Source organism: Leeuwenhoekiella obamensis, assembly GCF_055391795.1.
Genome location: NZ_AP029251.1, coordinates 3,344,214 through 3,364,946, shown reverse-complemented (window position 1 = coordinate 3,364,946; position 20,733 = coordinate 3,344,214). Strand labels below are relative to the sequence as shown.

Sequence of the window (20,733 nt, the reverse complement as noted above, 5' to 3'; positions counted from 1 at the left end):
CAGAGTTATTAAGGGGGCAACCAATTTCGGGAATAGGTTTTATTTGAGCAAATATCCTTTTGGCTTAAAGCCAAAAACAGGTAAAAATACCCATAAAAAAAGAGGACCTTAACTTGATCCTCTTTATTACTTTTTTAAAACTCTGCGTTTTGTGGTGTCCTTGGATAAGGAATAACATCTCTAATGTTACCCATACCGGTAACAAATAGAACAAGACGCTCAAACCCAAGCCCGAAGCCACTATGAACACAGCTTCCAAATCTACGCGTATCTAAATACCAGTACAATTCTTCTTCTGAGATATCAAGATCGGCCATTTTTTGTTTCAGAACATCGAGACGCTCCTCACGTTGTGATCCTCCTACGATCTCACCAATTCCTGGGAAAAGGATATCCATCGCACGCACTGTTTTTTGATCTTCATTAAGACGCATGTAAAAAGCCTTGATCTTTGCCGGATAATCAAACAATATCACAGGACATTTAAAATGCTTCTCAACAAGAAAACGCTCGTGTTCACTTTGTAGATCTGCACCCCACTCTTCAATAGGGTATTTAAATTTCTTCTTTTTGTTAGGCTTAGAATTCTTAAGAATCTCAATTGCCTCTGTATAGCTTACTCGCTTAAAGTTATTATCAACTACAAAACTAAGCTTCTCTCTAAGCGACATAGGAGAACGCTCTGCCTCTGGCTTAGCCTTATCTTCTTGCGCTAGTCTGTTTTCAAGAAACTCAAGATCATCCTGGCAGTTCTCCATAACGTATTTTACAACATACTTTATGAAATCTTCTGCAAGATCCATGTTGCCGTCTAGATCACAAAAAGAAACCTCTGGCTCTATCATCCAGAACTCTGCAAGGTGACGACTCGTGTTACTATTTTCGGCTCTAAATGTAGGTCCAAATGTATATATCTTACCAAGTCCCAGTGCGTAGGTCTCTCCCTCTAGCTGACCAGATACTGTAAGATTTGTTTCCTTACCAAAAAAGTCCTGCTTATAATCAATCTCACCATCTACCATTGGTGGATTCTTTGGGTCTAGCGCACTCACTCTAAACATTTCGCCAGCGCCTTCTGCATCACTTCCTGTGATTATAGGCGTGTGCACATAATAGTATCCATTTTCATTAAAATACTTATGCACTGCAAAAGCAAGCTGAGAACGTAAGCGCATGATCGCACCGAAAGTATTGGTGCGCACTCGTAAATGAGCTTGTTCTCTTAATTTTTCAAGCGTATGACGCTTAGGCTGCAAAATGGTTTTCTTCACTTCTTCAGGATCAGCATCACCTAAGATCTTGATTTCAGAAACTTCGATCTCCACACTCTGACCACTACCTTGACTTTCTACTAAACCACCTTTTACAGCAATTGCCGCACCTACGGTTACTCGCTTTAAAAGCGCGGCATCCATATTTTCAAAATCTACTACACACTGCAAATTCTTTATAGTAGAACCATCATTTAGCGCAATAAATCTATTTGCTCTAAAGGATCTTACCCAGCCTTTTACCTCAAGCTCCTGATGTTTAGGCTCCTCATTAAGAATATCTACAATTGTTTGATTTCTAATCATGGTTTTTTTAATATATATGGCAGCAAAGATAATTTTTACACCTTAGCATTACAAAGGCTTTATAATTCAATTACAAGCGCTGCATTTTTCAATGTTTTATTAAGATTTATTTTCCTCGTCTTCCTCTTCCTCAATGATTTGCAGACTAGGTTCTTTAAAGTCCTCCTTGTTGGCAATATTTCGCTCTAGCGAAAGCAACAAAGACGGAAGCAATAGCAAGTTTGCTAGCATAGCAAAAAGCAGTGTGGCAGATACCAAGCCGCCCAATGCAACTGTACCACCAAAACTACTGATCATGAATACCGAAAATCCGAAGAAAAGTACAATTGATGTATAGAACATACTCACACCTGCTTCTCTAACAGAAGCGTAAACTGAGCGCTTGATCTTCCATTTACTAGCACGTAGCTCTTGTCTATATTTTGCCAAAAAGTGTATCGTATCATCCACTGATATACCAAATGCAATACTAAAAACCAGAATTGTAGAAGGCTTGATCGGCACGCCTAAAAAGCCCATTAATCCTGCAGTAATTAAAAGCGGAAGCAAATTAGGTATCAAAGAAATAAGAATCATCTTGAACGATCTGAACATCCACGCCATAAATGCCGCAATAAGCAACACCGCAAGTGATAAACTTATCACAAGATTCATTATTAAATAGTCAGTTCCTTTTTGAAAAACAAGTGCTTTACCGGTGATAGTAACTTCGTATTGATCTTCTGGGAATTCTGCATGAATCTTATTTAAGAGCGTTTGCTCTACAAGCTCCATTTTATCAGTACCAATGTCTTTCATAAAAGTAGTCATACGCGCATACTGCCCGGTACTATCTACATAACTATCCATCAGTCCTGCCTGTGATTCAAAACTCCTCACATAAGGGATCATAAAATTCCGCTCGTTTGAAGTAGGCAATTGATAGTACTCTTCATCGCCGTTGTAAAATGCCTGTTTACCATATTTCACAAGATTGACAATAGAAATAGGTTTAGACAACTCAGGGATTTCGTTAATGGTTTGCGCTAACTCATCCATACGCTTTAAAGTAGGCAAGCGCATAACTCCTTTTTTTCTTTTAGTGTCTATCAAGATCTCAAGCGGCATAATACCATCAAATTCCTGCTCAAAGAATTTAATATCCTTATAGAAGTCAGTATTGCGAGGCATGTCTTCTATAAGACTTCCGCTTACGCGAATGTTATAAATACCTATCATACTAATGATCAACGCGATCACACTTACCATGTAAATAGTAATGCGTCTATGCTGAACCATTCTTACTAACCAGTTCACAAAATCATCGATCCAAGTCCTTCCTAAGTGTTTTAAGTGACGCTCTTTAGGCGGCGTCATAAAACTATAGATCGTGGGAATGATGATCAGACAAAGTAGAAAAAGTGAAAGAATACAGATAGATGCTACAATACCAAATTCTTGCAGCAACGAACTCTTAGTAAGCGCAAAAGTCGCAAAACCAGAAGCCGTTGTGATATTTGTCATCAAGGTTGCGTTACCAACCTTTGTGATCACACGCTGCAAAGCTTTTACTTTGTTACCATGCGTTTTATATTCCTGCTGATATTTATTGATCAAGAAAATACAGTTAGGAATCCCGATAACAATGATCAATGGCGGAATTAGCGCCGTTAAGACAGTAATTTCATAATTAAGTAGACCTAGCAAACCAAAAGCCCACATCACCCCGATCATCACTGTGATCATTGATATGATAGTCGCTCTGTATGATCTAAAGAAGAAAAAGAAAATAAGTGAAGTAACAAGCAACGCACCTCCTACAAAAAGGCCGATCTCATCAATGATATTCTGACTATTAAGCGTGCGGATGTATGGCATCCCGCTGGTATGTACATTTAAACCTGTATCAGCTTCAAAATTTTGAATTAAAGGAATAAGATCTTCAACAATAAAATCCTTGCGAATCGCTGTATTTACAATATCCTTCTTAAGATATATCGCGGTGCGCAATGTACCTGTCTTTTTATTGTAGATCAAACCTTCGTAAAAAGGCAATTGATCAAATAATTTTGTTCTGTATGCTAGCGCTTCGGCTTTTGTGGTAACCGAGTCTTCAATGAAGTCTTTTAATTCAAATCTAGGCGGATCTTCTTCCTTTTGCAGCAGTTTGAGATCTTTTAGCGAAAGCGAAAGAGCAACCTCGTCAAAAGCATCAATACTATCTGCAAGAGCATTCCAACGGTTAAGGACAGCCGGCTCAAAAAGTGCAGAGTCCTGAATACCAAAAACGATAAGATTACCTTCTTCACCGAATTGATCTAAGAACGCTTGATACTCCAGATTTACTTCGTGATCACGCGGCAGCAGGTTTGCCTCTGTATAAGTAAATCGCATGTTCTGCCATTGCCATGCGAGTGCAATTGTCGCTGCTAGCACACAGCATAGAATAAAAATTCTGTTTCTAAGAATAATACGCGCTACGGAATCCCAGAAACCGTGGCTTAAAAACTTGGTCATTACCAGCCTGATTTAGCGGCTGCAAAGATACCTAATAAAAGAGCGTCAGCCTAGAAAAAGACTGCTTTTAAAGCTCGAGGTTAAAGGTGAATTTAAAGGCGATATTATCTTCAAAGTTAGGCAGGTGATATGCGCCATATCTATAGGTTAGGCTGGTGCCAAAACCAAACAGGATCTTATTGATCTCAAAACCACTTTCGGTATAACCGTGTTTAAGCGAGCCAAAATTCACATCAATATGTTTTTCTGGCGCCTTAATATCACCGATGGCGTAACGGGTAATAAACACCATTTCTGGCTTGAATTTTCTTCCTAAATTAAAAGGACGCAGCCTGTGTTTTACTTCGGCGGTAAGCAATTTATCTAAAAAGAACTCACCAAAATACATTGTCTCAAAACTATTGATCCCAGCAACCGAGAAACGCTGCATCACGGTTTCCTTTGTTGGCGAATTGGGATACGCATGAAACAAATGCGTAAGCGGCACATCGCCAAAGGCAGCTTTACCTTCTACAAGAAATTGCGTCGTACTCTGATTAAGTCGCTCTACTTGATAGAAGAATTTTGCTCCTACGCGTGTAAAACTATAATCGCCATCAAAGACATCTTTAAAACCTTGCGAGATCTGTGCTGTGATCTTTGGGAAACCATCATAAACTTCTACAGTTCCACGCTCGCTGCGCATAAATTTGCTACTAGGACTCCATCTTATGCCGAAAGTCGCTTCACTTACCGTATAATCTGCTAGCGTTTCTCCATCTGTATTAAAGGCGTACGGCATTGTTTGCACGATGCTAGAGTTAGCCAACTGTAATTCACTTAGGATTTTTGGTGTGATCTGATATTCTTGATTGATTCGCCAAGTCTTAAAATCATAAAATTGTGTAATATTTACCAACCTAGGCTCAAAAAGAGAATACACTCTACGATCTGTCAAATAAGCATAACTACCCACTTCTTGTAGATCATCGCTATATGAAAGACTAAGCCAAGCGCCGTGTGATTTATTCAACATCACACCACCGCCCAGACCATATTTTAAGGTAGCATCTTTAAAACCATACGCTGTGTAGCCTTCTAGTCTAAAACGCTCAGAAAACTTAGCATTTGTCACTCCGCCTACACCAAGACGCAGTCCTTCGTAATTATTGAGTTTTAAAGGATATGTAAGATCAAAGTCAAAAAAATCTACCGTATAATATCCTATCCCAAAATTGTTGATCACCGCAAGTCGCTTCTCAATATTCTGAGATTCTACCACATTTTCTAGATAATCAAAACTGTTTAAGTCCCGTTCTGAAAGTGCTTCGTTGCGATACTTTTGCCAGAATTCATCAGATCTTTGCTCTGCATCTGGCATTACTTCCAGACTTAAATTAGGATGCTCAATAGTTTCTTCGGCAAATGAGAAATCTGTATTTAATGAGGTTGACACCAAAAACCTTCCTTCGATGGCCTCTTTAACCGGATTGTTCTCGATCGTTCCCACAGAGATCTTACCTCTGAAGATCGAAAGCCGTTTTGATGTTTTTCCTTTTCTAACGTATAATTTATTATTCTGCGGAAAATAGAGATCTAAAGAGTCATTGTAGATATAATCACGCTCAATATTCACCACAAGATCGTGTGAAAGATCTATTACCGCCTTCTGAATGGCAAGCGACTGCGCATCGAGATATAAATGACCTTCAAGGCCGGGAATGGTTTCTGGTCTTTTTGGCTTTAAGCCAATTCTATAACTTTTTCTCCCCAGAATGGTAGTATCACCCTCAAAGGTGTAATCGTAATTCTTGTAACCACGTATAGAAAGTGGGCCGGCATAGCGATAATTGAAGATCACAAAATCATCATCATAAAATGATCTGGATTGCAAAGTAACCGCCAGGATCTCATAACGCGGTTCTTTAAATCCCGCCATATTGATGCCCAAAACATCTTCTTTATAGCCCGAAGCACGATCAAAACGAACTTTAGAAGCCTTCTCTGCAAAGAAGCCTAGCGTATCTTTTGAGTCTTGAAGAGAATCTGTAATTATTGTCTTTTCATACGTTGTGTATGAGAAGTGATCGATCTTCTGCGCAGGATTGTTCTGCGAAGCATTCTTGATCGCCTCTAGAATTATGCGATTTGCATCCTGATCTTCTTGAGCATAAATACCGCTGATAATGAATAAAAAGAAAAGTAAAAAAGCGGATTTTGGCTTGGCCATGAGGGGAATTACAAAGTTAGAAACTAGATAAAAATAATATAAAAATAGCGGCTCTAAGGCCGCTATTGAGATATGTTTAACACGCTGCGATTATACAGTAAGTATTTCCTTTTCTTTTACCGCGTGGATTTCGTCAATTATCTTAACGTACTTATCAGTAAGATCTTGGACATCTACTTCTGCATTACGGCAAATATCTTCTGCAAGGCCGTCTTTCTCTAATTTCTTGATATCGTTGTTAGCAGATTTACGATCATTACGCACGCCAATTTTTGCCTCTTCAGCTTCAGCCTTAGCCTGCTTTACAAGATCCTTACGACGTTCTTCTGTAAGTGGCGGCACGTTAATAATAACGCTCTCACCGTTGTTCATTGGGTTAAAACCCAAATTACTATTCATGATCGCCTTCTCGATCTCTGGGATCATTGCTTTTTCCCATGGTTGAACAGCGATCGTTCTACCATCAGGAGTGTTTACATTAGCCACTTGAGATAATGGAGTTTTACTACCGTAGTAATCTACCATAACACTGGCAAGCATCGCAGGACTAGCTTTACCCGCACGAATATTTACAAGTTGCTTCTTAAGGTGAATGATGGCATTATCCATCGCTTCTTTAGCACCATCAATTATAAATTGAATCTCTTCGTTCATAGCTCAAAAAAATTTGACTAAATGTAAGAATTTAAAAATTTACTGTTGTACCTATCTTCTCGCCATCAATCACTTTTACAAGATTACCTTGCTTGTTCATATCAAAAACGATGATAGGTAAATTATTTTCCTGACTTAAGGTAAATGCTGTTGTATCCATCACTTTAAGACCTTTTTGAAGCACATCTTCAAAGGTGATAAAATCAAACTTCACCGCCTTTGAGTCCTTCTCAGGATCGCTAGTATAAATACCATCTACACGCGTACCTTTTAAGATCACATCTGCATTGATCTCGATCGCTCGAAGTACAGCAGCACTATCTGTTGTAAAGTAAGGATTACCTGTACCTCCACCAAAGATCACAACTCTACCCTTCTCAAGATGTCTTATCGCTCTACGGCGAATAAAAGGTTCTGCTACTTCATTGATCTGCACAGCGCTTTGCAATCTGGTTTGTACACCTGCATTTTCTAACGCGCTTTGCAAAGCAAGACCGTTAATTACAGTTGCAAGCATACCCATGTGATCTCCTTGCACACGATCCATCCCAGCACTTGCTCCAGCCACGCCTCTAAAGATGTTACCGCCACCTATCACGATAGCTACTTCTACACCTTTTTCAACTACCTTTTTTACTTCATTTGCATATTCGGCAAGTCTGTCTGGATCAATACCGTATTGTCTTTTGCCCATTAAGGCTTCGCCCGAAAGTTTGAGCAGAATGCGTTTGTACTGCATGAGGAAGGTAAATTTTTGAGCAAATATACATTATAAACACCATGCTAAAAAGAAAAGAAAACGGGTATAAAAAAACCCACTCAAAATGAGCGGGTTTCTTGTTTTATGGTTTTGGCTTTAAGCCAAAAAGAATTAAGCTAAACTTACACGCTTAAATCCTACAACTTCAGCATCACCTTTGCTAGCAACGTATTTTGCAACGTTTACGCTCTCATCCATGATGAATACTTGGTCTAATAATGCTTTTTCATTATCTAGAGTAGTATTATCTGCAACGAAACGGTCAAGTTTACCAGGAACGATACGATCCCAGATTTGCTCTGGCTTACCTTCAGCTTTTAATTCTGCTTTGATATCTTCTTCTGCCTTAGCCATAACTTCTGGAGTTAATTGAGACATTGAGATATATTGAGGAACGTTCTTAAGTGTTTTACCTAGACGTCCTAGCTCGATATTATCTTTTTCGATAGCAGCGATACGCGCCTCAGTTTCTGATGCTACGAATGCTGGATCAAAATCTTTATAAGACAAAGTAGTAGCACCCATAGAAGCAACCTGCATTGAAACAGTTTTTGCAACTTCTTCTGCGTTATCTGTAGCTTGAGAAAGACCAGTTAAAGCACCAATTTTGTTACCGTGTACATAAGCACCTACAAATGGAGCTTCAAGAACTTCAAAACCTCCTATTTCTAGTTTCTCACCGATTACACCAGTTTGCTCGATCAATTTTTCTTCAACAGTCATCCCTTTAAAGTCTGCTGCTAAGAAATCTTCTTTAGAGTCAAAGTTGATAGCGATATCTCCTAGTTCGTTTGCTAATTCTACATAAGAATCATTTTTAGCAACGAAATCAGTCTCACAGTTTAATGAAAATACAACACCACGGTTGTTAGCATCATTGATCTTTGCAATAACTACTCCTTCGCTAGAATCACGGTCTGCTCTCTTCTCAGCAACTTTTTGTCCTTTTTTACGAAGAACAGCGATCGCTTCGTCAAAATCACCCTCAGCTTCTACAAGAGCGTTTTTGCAATCCATCATACCAGCACCAGTGGCTTTTCTTAATTTATTTACGTCTGCGGCGGTTATTTTTGCCATTTCTCTTAAAATTTAGATTTTGATTAAAAACAAAAGTCGTTCAGCGACAATGCAAAGTTGCAGCACTAAACGACCTTTACTGTTACTTAAATGTTATTTTAAGCCTATTCTTCTTCGTTAGATGCCGCCTTAGCTTTTTTAGCTTTTGGCTTGCTGTCTCCCTTAGCCTCTTTACCAGCTTTACGCTCGCTAAGACCAGATACGATAGCATCAGCTACAGAAGAAACAATCTTTTCGATTGATTTTGAAGCATCATCATTAGATGGGATGGCATAATCTACCTGACGTGGATCAGAGTTAGTATCAACCATCGCAAAGATTGGAATGTTTAATTTTTGTGCTTCTTTAATCGCGATATGCTCACGCTTAATGTCAACTACAAAAAGTGCTCCTGGTAGACGAGTCATATCCTCGATAGAACCAAGGTTCTTTTCTAGCTTCTCACGCATACGATCCATTTGAAGCTGCTCTTTCTTAGATAGAGAAGCATAACGACCGTCTGCTTTCATTCTGTCTACCGTCTGCATTTTCTTAACTGCTTTACGGATAGTAACAAAATTTGTAAGCATACCTCCAGGCCATCTTTCAGTGATGTATGGCATCTTAGCTTTAGTTGCTTGTTCTGCCACGATCTCTTTAGCCTGCTTTTTTGTTGCTACAAAAAGGATCTTCCTTCCGGAAGCTGCAATTTTTGTAAGTGCAGCTGAAGCTTCTTCAAGCTTAGCAGCTGTCTTATATAGGTTAATGATGTGTATCCCATTACGCTCCATGTAGATATACGGCGCCATGTTAGGATCCCATCTTCTGGTAAGGTGACCAAAGTGTACACCTGCATCCAGTAATTGTTTTACATTTTCAGTTTGTGCCATTTTGTAATTTAGTTTACGTTCCCGTTGTAGTAGCAATAAACAAGTGGTTTTTACCTGTGGCAAATCGCCTTGTCCATTTAGATGCTAAACTAATTTTCGCATAATCATGCGAAGAACGACATTAAAAATTTTGTTATTAGCTCTCTTAAATTTGGCTTTAAGCCAAAACGTATTAACGCTTAGAGAACTGGAATTTCTTACGTGCTTTCTTCTGACCGAATTTCTTACGCTCTACCATTCTAGGATCACGAGTAAGAAGACCTTCTGGCTTAAGAATACCACGATTCTCTTCGTTTAATTCGCACATTGCTCTTGAGATAGCAAGACGAACTGCCTCTGCTTGACCAGTGATACCACCACCGTAAACGTTTACACGTAAGTCAAAGTTACCTTCATTCTCTGTTAACATAAGAGGTTGATTAACTTTGTACTGAAGTGTACCGGTAGTAAAGTAATCGTTAAGGTCACGCTTGTTTACCGTGATGTTTCCTTTACCAGGAGCAACATAAACTCGGGCAACTGCGGTCTTTCTACGACCGATTTTGTGAATTACTTCCATTACTTAACTTCGTTAATGTTAATTGCTTTAGGCTTTTGTGCCTGCTGACCGTGCTCTTCTCCCGCATATACCTTAAGGTTACGATAGATTGCACTTCCCAATTTGTTTTTGGGTAACATACCTTTTACTGCATTTTCCACAAGACGAATAGGATCCTTCTCATAAAGTTCTTTTGCAGATAGGCTTCTTTGACCACCTGGGTAACCGGTGTGGCGAATGTATTGTTTCGCGTCCCATTTTTTACCCGTTAAGTTGATTTTTGAGGCGTTGATAACAACAACGTTATCCCCACAATCAACGTGTGGCGTGTAGCTAGGCTTATACTTCCCGCGCAAGAATTTTGCAACGATAGAAGATAGACGACCCAGCGTTTGACCTTCAGCATCAACAAGTACCCACTGCTTATCTACAGTGGCTTTGTTTGCAGATACCGTTTTGTAGCTTAATGTGTCCACACTTAATTAATTTAATTATTAAACATTCCATTACCTGTTCCTCAGAAAATTCATTCTGGGAAACAGGGGTGCAAATGTACAATTATATATTGATTTGGCAAGGTGGGAGTTAAATTAATTTCCTGTGGTTTATACACTGGTGGTCAACAGTGTTTTTATTAAAAATATCCATCACACAAAACTAGCAGTCCTTAATATATAATCATGTGATAGTTTTTAATCTTTTGGCTGCAGCCAAAAAGAATACAATTACCAATAGCATTATTTACAAACCAAATAATACAAAGGTTTAAATGATTGATTATCAATCAATATACTTTTGACAAAAATTTACTAGTAAGAGATTTATTATTTAATAAAATATACTTGTAAAAATTATTAACATACTTGTTTTCAGTAAATTAAATCAAAAAATGCTTTTCTATAAAATTATTTGTTATTATTTTAGATAATAATTAACCAAAAAAACCAAAAATTATGGATCCATTTATTGGAGAAATCATCATGTTCGGGGGTAATTTTGCTCCTCGTGGCTGGGCATTGTGCGACGGCTCACTCTTACCTATCTCACAAAACACAGCATTATTTTCTATTCTAGGCACAACTTATGGTGGGGATGGCCGAACAACGTTTGCACTTCCTGATCTAAGGGGAAGAGCCCCTATAGGCGAAGGAAATGGGCCAGGTTTATCAAATTACAGACTAGGGCAAAAAGGCGGTACAGAAAACACTACGCTAAACATTACAAATATGCCTAATCACACTCACAGTGTAAATCTAAGCGGCGCAACAGTTTCAATTCCCGTGAATACATCATCTGGTGATGAAGATGAGTCAAACCCTGGCGCCGGCTATTTAGCAAACACAGGGCAAGACAGTTTTGCCAGCTCACCTACATCTAATGCACAATATGGTGGCAGTCCATTGCCAATATCTCCTGTATCAGAAAACACAGGTCCTTCAGGAGGGTCGCAATCCTTTAACAATATGCAGCCATTCTTAGGCTTAAACTACATCATTGCACTTCAAGGGGTCTATCCATCAAGAAATTAAACTTCTAGCGCAATTTAATTATCAGGCAAAACATCTATTCAATAGGTGTTTTGCCTCTCAATCAAAAAACTCCAAAAAAAACATACTATGCGAAACAAAATTACTCTTTCGAGGTTGTGGGCAGTTCGATATATACTGCTTCTCATCCCTGGGATCGTTTTATCCCAAAATGATAATAGCTTAATTGATGCAGCAGGAGATATTGCAATTGTTGGTTATCATGATGATGATGATGGGTTTTCCTTCGTGCTATTAGACGATTGTCCTAACGGCACATCCATTAGATTTGTAGATGACGAGTGGACTGGAGGTTCCTTCAGCTCTGCAACAGGCGAAGGGGAAGTCCTTTGGACCAACAATACCGGAGCAACTATTGATGCAGGTGTGGTAATAGACATCACTGATGCAGATGATAACAGCACAGGTATCACCGCATCGACAGGAGTAGCTACTGAAGACGACCCTGGATTTTCAACAGCAGTTGGAGATCAATTATTTGCGATTACCGGGACACGCTCGAGCCCAGGCACTTTTCTAACCTTCGCAGGATGCCCTACCGGCAATACGCTTTCAGGAACTGGATTAACAGTAGGAACCAATGCTATAGAATTTTGTGATGAAGGTTATTACACCGGCACGACCACATTTAGCAACACCTCAAATGCTTCATCTACAATAAACAATGTTGCCAATTGGACATTAGGGGCATTTAGCTTTCCGAATGATATCCCAGACTTATTTACCCTAGCTCCAACAAATACAGCCCCTGTGGCTACCGCTCCTAGTGCACCCACAGTTAACAGAAAGGATACTAATGTCGCTCTTGCTGATGACATTCAGATCGTAGATAGTGATGGTGACGACCAGACAGTATCATTTACAATAACTGGCGGAACATTAACCCTAGGAACCTCTGGAATTAGTTTTGGCGGAAGCGGAAACGGAACAGCAGCTTTTACCGCTACCGGGACCTTAGCTAATATCAATGCTGCTCTGGATGCCGCAACCTTTACTCCAAATACTGCAGGAATCAATGCAGGAACAATAAGCTTTACATCTAATGACGGCACTGATGACTCTAACACCGCATCTGTAACTTTTAATATTGACTACGCAACATATACATATTCATCAGGAGCTTGGTCTCCTAACAATCCTGTAGGCGACGCAACTATTAATGATGACATCGTAGTCTCTGACGGTACAGCTACGATCAGTTCTGATATTTCCATCAATGACATAACTGTTGCTTCGGGAGCGGGGTTAAATATTTCAGCCGTACTAACACTAGGTGGTGATATTACAAATAATGGCACTTTTACTTTTAAAAGCAATGCCAGCGCAGATGGTGAGTTGGCTACGCTTTCTCATACGCCAACTATCACAGGTGATATTACCGTAGAGCGTTACTTCAGCAATCATCGAGCGTATCGCATGGTCTCTAGCGCAGTAACGACATCAAATTCAATCAACGCAAACTGGCAGGAAGGCGCTACAACAGCAAGTGGTAATACCAACCCTAACCCAGGCTACGGAACACATATTACAGGCGGAAGCGGGAATACCACTTTAGGTTTTGATGACACTCAGACAGATGTACCTTCAATGTATACCGTAGATGAATCTACGCAGGAATTTACCGCTGTGGGTAACACTTCAATTTCAACTCTTAATGCTAATGATGCATACTTGCTATTTGTGAGAGGAGATAGAAGCATTGATCTTACTAACAATACTTCATCTTCCGCTACCACTTTAAGAGCTTCGGGCACATTAGCTACAGGAAATCAAACACAAAATTTTACTGTGTACAACGGTGGTGATTTTGTAATGTTCGGGAATCCTTATCAAGCTACGGTTGATGTACGAGAAGTTTTCGCGAATGCGTCAACAGATGCAGATGTAAATGCTAGTCAGTTTTATGTCTTTGACCCAACATTAGCCCCAGGAAGTGGTCAAGGAGCCTATGTAACGGTTGACCTAATTTCAGGAACCTCACCTAAAGATTATGAATATCTACAACCGGGACAAGCAGCACAAGCGCAGGTTACCGCACTAGGATCTACTGATATTGTTTTTGAAGAAAATGATAAAGCAACAGGTAATAATGTAGATGTTTTTAGAAGCAGCACACCTACATACAATTCTATCACGGGAAGCCTTTATACAGAAGCAAATTATAAAGCTGATAAGAATATGCATGATCGGTTCAGCTTAGTTGTAGGTAGCTCTTTTGATAATGCAGTGAATTTTAACGACGCGCAGAAGGTTTATAATTTTGGAGAGAACATGGCGATCAAAACTCAAGATAAAATGCTTGCGATCGAAAGACGTGCGAGTATAAATGATGGCGATATTCTACAGTTATTCAATAACAACTATTCTACAGACAAGTATACATTAACACTCAATGTAAATGGACTAACGGATCTAAGTCCAAAATTAAACGATGCGTTCACCGGTGAAATAATAGATCTTAATGCAGGAGAAAATGTTTTTAATTTCTCAGTTTCAGAAGACCCGGCTAGCAGCGCAGAAGATCGCTTTAGTATTTCATTTGGCAACTCACTAAGTCTTAATGAATTTGAAATTAACAGCTTTAAGGTTTATCCTAACCCAATGAAGGGAAATGCAATCACGATCGCTGCACCGCAATTACAGGGTAAAACTGCCGCAATCACGATCACAAATATTCTAGGACAGACCATCTATGCGCAGAAGCATGATTTTAACAGCGCATCATTAGAGATCACCCCTTCGCTTACTAAAGGTGTTTACCTCTTAAAAATTGACAGCGATGGACTACACAAAACTCAAAAAATCATCAAAGAATAAAATCTACGCTATGAAATTCAACCATAAAATAATACTATCCTTTTTCCTGTTTTGTCTAATAACGTTACCCATGGCAGCGCAACTCACCCTGCCTGGCGGTGAAACAACTGTAGATGACGCACCTATCGACGGACTCATCGCAGTAGGGTTAATTGCAGGCGCAGCTATTGGGCTTAAAGCCAAAAGCAAAAAATAGAGTATTTTTAACCTTAAACTCAAAGCCTCACAATTGATTGTGAGGCTTTTTAAATTATAACATTGATAGATCCTAAAGACAAACTAATATCGAAGATTACGCAGTTCTTAAACTCCATTGGTATTGAAACTCAAGAAACGAAAATTCATGAAGCCACCTTCCTTCCGGGAATTTGCATTAAAAACGGTGTATTACTTTTTGATTCTACAAAAATCTATCCCGGAGATTTACTTCACGAAGCCGGCCATATTGCTTTAATGCCCTCCAAACATAGAATAAAGTTAAGTGGCGACGTAGATAAAATTGAAGAATTGGGTAACGACGGCTTAGAAATAGGCGCTATCTGCTGGAGTTATGCAGCAGCAAAATACCTTGATATTGACTTAAATATTCTCTTTCACAAGGATGGCTACAAAGGTGAAGCAGACTGGCATATCAACAATTTTCAGTCTGGAAATTACATAGGATTACCGCTGTTGCAATGGATGGAAATGTGCAAAGGCCCAACAGACACAACCGATTTAAAGCCCTTTCCGCATATGATAAAATGGCTAAGAGATTAGTCTAAAGAAACACCAAACTGCCGGGCAAGATCTTGAGCAAGTTTTGTAGAGTTTGCATTGTCATGCGAAAGCAACTGCGCTATCATTTCCTTTTTTTGAGCAAGTGTCATTTGGTCTTCCTGAGTCTCTGGCACTTCGTTAGCCTGAATAATTCCTTCTGAAAGAAAAAGATCTTTGAGCCAATCGTTCACTTCGCAATCAATAACAAGATGCACACGAGCCGAATTCCCTTTGTTAACTACAGAATGTGATTTACTAAAATCTGCAAACCAGCACTCACCTTCCTTCATATCAATACGCGCATTGTCTACAATAAACTCAACTTCAGGATTAGTGAAAACAGGAATATGAATTCTCACATAACCATCCCAAAAAACCATATCAAAGTCCTTGTGTTCGCGTATTTCAGAATTTGGCTGCAGCCTTAAAAAACGCACAGAAAGTTTAGGACATTGCAAAGCATCCACAGCCTTTTTTGTATACGACAGATCGCCATAAATAGGCTTATCTTCAAAACCACCTGAAGCTACATTGCCAGCCGACAAACCATGAGAAGTGTCTATCGGCCCACGCAAAACGATCCCGCTCCAATCACCAGAATAGTAATCTGTATTAAAATGGCTCGTCCAATTTACCAAAACTCCATTTAATTCCTCCTGCAATTTTGCAGCGTCAAACAGCAATGGAAGTTGGTGTGCCGTTTTCATAATTAATGCGCTTCTAGCCAGTTTTGACCTGTCCCAAGGTCAACATCAAGCGGCACGGTCAATTTGTAAGCATTTTCCATTTCGCTTTGTATCATTTTTGAGACTTTCTCTAATTCTGGTTTATAGACATCAAAAACCAATTCATCATGCACTTGTAGTAGCATTTTGGTCTTAAAATCTTCTGTCTCCAGTTTTTTGTGAATATTGATCATCGCGATCTTAATGATATCCGCAGCACTTCCTTGTATTGGTGCATTTACGGCGTTACGCTCTGCAGCACCTCTAACAACTGCATTACCACTGTTGATATCCTTCAAATAACGACGACGACCTAAAACGGTAGAAACATATCCATTATCACGTGCAAAATCTACTTGCTCGCTCATATAGTTTCTAAGCTTAGGATATGTTTTGTAATACGTGTCGATCAGCTCTTTAGATTCAGCGCGCGAAAGCTCAGTTTGATTACTCAGCCCAAAAGCAGAAACCCCATAAATAATTCCGAAGTTCACAGTTTTCGCATTGCTACGCTGCTCACGAGTCACCTCTTCCAAGTCCACATTAAATACTCTAGCCGCTGTAGATGCGTGAATATCCTGCCCTTCTTGAAAGGCTTTGATCATATTCTCTTCTTCGCTCAATGCAGCAATGATGCGTAATTCTATCTGTGAGTAATCGGCAGCGAGTAAGATGTAATCTTCACTGCGCGGAATAAACGCTTTTCTAACCTGACGACCACGCTCTGTGCGAATAGGAATATTCTGCAGGTTTGGGTTGTTTGAACTCAAACGCCCTGTGGCTGCCACCGTTTGCATATAATCAGTATGCACATGTCCCGTTTTAGAATTCACTTGATCTGGCAAAGCATCTACATAAGTGCTTTTTAATTTGGTCAACCCGCGATAATCCAGCACATGCTGAATAATATCGTGCTTAGGTGCGAGATAAGAAAGCACATCCTCAGCCGTACTATATTGACCAGTTCTGGTTTTCTTCGGCTTGTCAACGAGCTTCATTTTGTCAAACAAGATCTCACCTAATTGCTTTGGCGAACCAATGTTAAACTCCTCGCCTGCCTCGTCATAAATTTTTCGCTCTAGCGAAAGAATATCTGCATTTAATTCTGCCGCAAGGCTACTTAAAAATTCTTCATCTAGATTGATACCTTCAAGCTCCATATCTGCCAAAACACGCAACAAAGGCACCTCAATATCATCAAAAAGGCTTTGCGTATTCGCCTCACCTAGCTCCTTCTCAAAATGCTCTTTTAATTGGTACGTCACGTCAGCATCCTCCACCGCATATTCCGTTTGCTGCTCTAGCGGCACATCACGCATCGATTTTTGATTTTTGCCCTTTTTCCCTATCAATTCTTCGATAGAAACCGGCGTATAATTCAAATACGTTTCGGCCAGCACATCCATGTTATGACGCATATCTGGATTGATTAGATAATGCGCAAGCATGGTGTCAAAAAGTTTCCCTTTTACCGCAACATCATACTTTTTAAGCACCTTGATATCATACTTAAGGTTCTGCCCTATTTTCTCAATATTCTCGTTCTCAAAAAACGGTTTTAACTCGTCGATGAGTTTTTGGCTTTCGCCAAAATCCTCCGGAAACGGCACATAGAATCCTTTTCCTTTTTCCCATGAAAATGCAATACCTACCAGCTCTGCATCAATAGGATCAAGACTGGTGGTTTCGGTATCAAAACACACCGAGTCCTGCTTCATTAAATTCTGCAGGAAAAGCTTCATTGTCATGCCCGGTTTTACGAGTTGGTACAAATGCTCAGTATCCTTAATGGTCTTGCGCTGATTAAGCTCTTCGATCTCCATCCCGTTACCTTCTCCACCAAAAAGGGTGTACTGCCCAGCACCAGCCTTAGCAGCTTTCTCAGCTGAAGAAACCAGTTTTTTAGCAGTCTCAGTATTGCTCACAGCAGCGCCGGTATCGCTATCTAGATCACCACTAAAGATCTTAATAAATTGATCCTTGATACGACGAAATTCCAGTTCGTCAAATATCTCCTGAACCTTTTCAGCATCAGGTTTAGAAAGTTCATATTTCTCAGCGTCAAACTGCACATCACAGTCGATCATGATAGTAGCAAGCTTTTTTGAAAGTCGGCCCAGATCAGCATTCTCAATGACCTTTTCTTTCATTTTGCCTTTAAGCTTATCTGTATTTTCAAGAAGACCTTCCATGCTTCCGTATTCCTTTATAAACTTCTTTGCCGTCTTATCTCCCACACCAGGCAATCCCGGAATATTATCACTCGCATCACCCATCATCCCGAGGTAATCGATCACCTGCAATGGATTCTCAACTTCAAACTTTTTCTGAACCTCCGGGATTCCCCAGATCTCTATACCGTTACCCATTCTTGCCGGGCGGTACATGAATATATTTTCACTTACAAGTTGCGCATAATCCTTATCTGGCGTTACCATAAAAACTTGGTAACCTTCTTTCTCTGCCTGCTTTGCCAGAGTACCGATCAAATCATCTGCTTCAATTCCTTCAATTTCAACACATGGCACATGCATCGCTTTCAGGATCTTCTGGATCCACGGCACCGCAACTCTAATCGCTTCTGGCGTTTCATCACGATTTGCTTTGTAATCCTCATACATTTCTACACGATCTGCACTGCCACCTTTATCAAAAGCAACCGCAAGATGATCTGGCTTTTCACGCTTGATCACGTCAAAAAGTGAATTGACAAACCCCATTATTGCAGAGGTATCCATCCCCTTGCTATTGACACGTGGATTCTTTATAAGTGCGTAATACCCACGGAAAATAAGCGCGTAAGCATCGAGTAAAAAAAGTCTTTTAGGTGCAGACATGTTTTGAATTTTGAAAGGATTTAAAAATAAGAAGAAATACCGCGACGGACTAGCTTCTCAATAAACAATGCTTAAATTTCCATAGCACTTTTATAAAGTATTTAATGTCATGCTGAACTTGTTTCAGCATCTCACAAGAATGATGAGACCCTGAAACAAGTTCAGGGTGACCACAACCACAAACTTATAGTAAAGTAAATCATGACCACACCATCTACATACTCAGAATTTGAAGCAACATTATCCCAAGAAAATCCGCCAGTAGATTGGCCAGAGACATTAAAATCTCTTTGGCACCAAGCCAAAGGAAACTGGGAAGCTTCACATGATATCGCTCAAGATATTCATGATACAATGGGAAGTTTAATTCATGCGCATTTGCATCGCGATGAAGGTGATGACTGGAATGCCGGTTACTGGTATCGCCAAGCGGGAAGAACTTTTCCTACTACTTCACTTAAGGAAGAATTAAGGGAGATTGTTGAGGAGGTTTTGAGTGGTCTAAGATGATATAGCTCTGCTATGCGCTCGCAATTAGACATAAAAAACCTGCTAAGTTTTTAGCAGGTTTTTGTGTTTGAGTCGCTTTCGCGGAAGCGATATTATAAATCCGTTTTCACGGAAATTGTTATAGCTCTAATGCTTTAAGCACGTTATTGTCCATCAATAATTCTTCTGGATTTTCAATAGCTTCTTTGATCGCTACTAGGAAACCTACAGATTCTTTACCGTCAATGATACGGTGGTCGTAAGAAAGCGCCACGTACATTACTGGTGCAATTGCGATAGCTCCATCACGAACGATGGCACGCTCTACGATGTTATGCATACCAAGAATCGCGCTCTGTGGAGGGTTGATAATTGGTGTAGAAAGCATACTACCAAAAACTCCACCGTTAGTGATCGTAAATGTACCTCCGGTCATTTCATCTACTGTGATCTCACCTTCTCTAGCACGAATTGCAAGACGTTTTACCTCGCTCTCCACACCACGGAAACTAAGATTCTCTGCATTGCGGATTACAGGAACCATAAGACCTTTAGGTCCAGAAACGGCAATTGAAATATCCTGATAATCGTAAGTGATCATTTCCTTACCATCAATCATTGAGTTAACCGCAGGATATAATTCTAACGCACGAACAACAGCTTTTGTGAAGAATGACATAAAGCCAAGCCCAACACCGTGTTTTGATTTAAAATCATCTTTGTACTTGTTACGCAGTTCAAAAACAGCGCTCATATCAACCTCATTAAAAGTGGTCAACATTGCTGTTTCATTCTTAGCCGAAACAAGACGCTCTGCTACTTTTCTACGTAGCATGCTTAATTTACTTCTAGACTCTCCACGGTTTCCTGTTCCTGGAGTTCCCATAGCAGCTTTAGCATTTACCGCATCTTCTTTTGTGATGCGACCGTCTTTGCCAGTTCCTTGTACTGCGCTTGCAGCAATACCCTTCTCATCAAGTACTTTTTTAGCTGCAGGACTTGGAGTTCCTGTAGCGTATGTATCTTGTTTTTGAGATGGTGTTGAAGCTTTAGAAGGAGTTTCAGTTTTAGCTTCAGCCTTATCACTTTTATCTGCTTCTTTTTCTGCAGCTTTATCGTCACCGCCTCCTGGCTTTTCAGCATCGGTATCAATTAAGCAAACCACAGCACCTACAGCTACTGCGTCTCCTTCTTCCGCTTTAAGCGTAATAATACCGCTTGCCTCAGCAGGAAGTTCAAGTGTTGCTTTGTCGCTATCTACCTCAGCGATTGCCTGATCTTTCTCAACATAATCACCGTCTTCAACAAGCCATTGGGCTATTTCAACTTCGGTGATCGATTCTCCCGGAGATGGGACTTTCATTTCTAAAGCCATAATC

The 20,733-nt window shown here is 39.9% G+C and carries 17 protein-coding genes; 5 read left to right on the top strand and 12 right to left on the bottom strand.

The genetic code is table 11. The features are described 5' to 3' along the window. Positions 1 to 134 precede the first annotated feature (134 nt). The 9 genes from asnS to rplM form a co-directional block, all read right to left on the bottom strand. Positions 135 to 1,577, bottom strand: a complete 1,443-nt coding sequence (gene asnS, locus ACZ5L8_RS14895) for an asparagine--tRNA ligase (protein ID WP_464438451.1) — start codon at positions 1,575 to 1,577, stop codon at positions 135 to 137. Between the two features lie 99 nt (positions 1,578 to 1,676). Then, a complete protein-coding gene (locus ACZ5L8_RS14890) occupies positions 1,677 to 4,073 on the bottom strand; it encodes an efflux RND transporter permease subunit (RefSeq protein WP_464438450.1) in 2,397 nt (798 codons plus the stop codon). Positions 4,074 to 4,140: 67 nt separating this feature from the next. Continuing rightward, complete coding sequence (locus tag ACZ5L8_RS14885) at positions 4,141 to 6,282, bottom strand: DUF5686 family protein (RefSeq protein ID WP_464438449.1); 2,142 nt, start codon at positions 6,280 to 6,282, stop codon at positions 4,141 to 4,143. Between the two features lie 90 nt (positions 6,283 to 6,372). Further along, positions 6,373 to 6,936 carry a ribosome recycling factor gene (gene frr, locus ACZ5L8_RS14880; protein ID WP_464438448.1) on the bottom strand — a complete coding sequence of 188 codons (564 nt, stop codon included), beginning with the start codon at positions 6,934 to 6,936 and terminating at the stop codon, positions 6,373 to 6,375. Between the two features lie 31 nt (positions 6,937 to 6,967). Continuing rightward, on the bottom strand, positions 6,968 to 7,675 hold the full coding sequence (gene pyrH / locus ACZ5L8_RS14875) for a UMP kinase (protein ID WP_462599856.1): 708 nt from the start codon (positions 7,673 to 7,675) through the stop codon (positions 6,968 to 6,970). A 132-nt stretch (positions 7,676 to 7,807) separates the two neighbouring features. Then, positions 7,808 to 8,773: a translation elongation factor Ts gene (tsf, locus tag ACZ5L8_RS14870; protein ID WP_464438447.1), complete on the bottom strand. Its 966-nt coding sequence runs from the start codon at positions 8,771 to 8,773 to the stop codon at positions 7,808 to 7,810. A 104-nt stretch (positions 8,774 to 8,877) separates the two neighbouring features. Beyond that, entirely contained in the window at positions 8,878 to 9,642 is a 765-nt protein-coding gene (gene rpsB / locus ACZ5L8_RS14865; protein ID WP_462599858.1) for a 30S ribosomal protein S2, read from the bottom strand. A 172-nt stretch (positions 9,643 to 9,814) separates the two neighbouring features. Continuing rightward, positions 9,815 to 10,201 (bottom strand): 30S ribosomal protein S9, encoded by a 387-nt coding sequence (gene rpsI / locus ACZ5L8_RS14860; RefSeq protein WP_464438446.1) that lies wholly within the window; start codon positions 10,199 to 10,201, stop codon positions 9,815 to 9,817. Next, positions 10,201 to 10,656 (bottom strand): 50S ribosomal protein L13, encoded by a 456-nt coding sequence (gene rplM / locus ACZ5L8_RS14855; RefSeq protein WP_462599860.1) that lies wholly within the window; start codon positions 10,654 to 10,656, stop codon positions 10,201 to 10,203. The genes rpsI and rplM overlap by 1 nt, the downstream gene beginning before the upstream one ends. A 477-nt stretch (positions 10,657 to 11,133) precedes the next feature. Between rplM and ACZ5L8_RS14850 the strand changes: the two genes are divergently transcribed. The 4 genes from ACZ5L8_RS14850 (at position 11,134) to ACZ5L8_RS14835 (ending at position 15,303) form a co-directional block, all read left to right on the top strand. Continuing rightward, the gene (locus ACZ5L8_RS14850; RefSeq protein WP_464438445.1) at positions 11,134 to 11,709 is read left to right on the top strand and encodes a phage tail protein; all 576 of its coding nucleotides are present in this window, start codon (positions 11,134 to 11,136) and stop codon (positions 11,707 to 11,709) included. 87 nt (positions 11,710 to 11,796) lie between these two features. Further along, the gene (locus ACZ5L8_RS14845) at positions 11,797 to 14,544 is read left to right on the top strand and encodes a T9SS type A sorting domain-containing protein (protein ID WP_464438444.1); all 2,748 of its coding nucleotides are present in this window, start codon (positions 11,797 to 11,799) and stop codon (positions 14,542 to 14,544) included. A 70-nt stretch (positions 14,545 to 14,614) separates the two neighbouring features. Continuing rightward, positions 14,615 to 14,740, top strand: coding sequence for a hypothetical protein (locus tag ACZ5L8_RS14840; protein ID WP_464438443.1), 126 nt, complete (start codon positions 14,615 to 14,617; stop codon positions 14,738 to 14,740). A 62-nt stretch (positions 14,741 to 14,802) separates the two neighbouring features. Further along, on the top strand, positions 14,803 to 15,303 hold the full coding sequence (locus tag ACZ5L8_RS14835; protein ID WP_464438441.1) for a hypothetical protein: 501 nt from the start codon (positions 14,803 to 14,805) through the stop codon (positions 15,301 to 15,303). Here the strand turns inward: ACZ5L8_RS14835 and ACZ5L8_RS14830 are convergent. Together ACZ5L8_RS14830 and polA are read right to left on the bottom strand one after the other, a co-directional pair. Next, positions 15,300 to 16,010, bottom strand: coding sequence for an aspartyl/asparaginyl beta-hydroxylase domain-containing protein (locus ACZ5L8_RS14830; protein ID WP_464438440.1), 711 nt, complete (start codon positions 16,008 to 16,010; stop codon positions 15,300 to 15,302). The genes ACZ5L8_RS14835 and ACZ5L8_RS14830 overlap by 4 nt on opposite strands. A gap of 2 nt (positions 16,011 to 16,012) precedes the next feature. After that, the gene (gene polA, locus ACZ5L8_RS14825; RefSeq protein ID WP_464438439.1) at positions 16,013 to 18,865 is read right to left on the bottom strand and encodes a DNA polymerase I; all 2,853 of its coding nucleotides are present in this window, start codon (positions 18,863 to 18,865) and stop codon (positions 16,013 to 16,015) included. A gap of 201 nt (positions 18,866 to 19,066) precedes the next feature. Here polA and ACZ5L8_RS14820 point away from each other — a divergent pair, with 201 nt between their 5' ends. Then, complete coding sequence (locus ACZ5L8_RS14820) at positions 19,067 to 19,375, top strand: hypothetical protein (RefSeq protein WP_464438438.1); 309 nt, start codon at positions 19,067 to 19,069, stop codon at positions 19,373 to 19,375. Between the two features lie 118 nt (positions 19,376 to 19,493). Here ACZ5L8_RS14820 and odhB read toward each other — a convergent pair whose 3' ends face one another. Beyond that, complete coding sequence (gene odhB, locus ACZ5L8_RS14815) at positions 19,494 to 20,729, bottom strand: 2-oxoglutarate dehydrogenase complex dihydrolipoyllysine-residue succinyltransferase (protein WP_464438437.1); 1,236 nt, start codon at positions 20,727 to 20,729, stop codon at positions 19,494 to 19,496. Positions 20,730 to 20,733 lie beyond the last annotated feature (4 nt).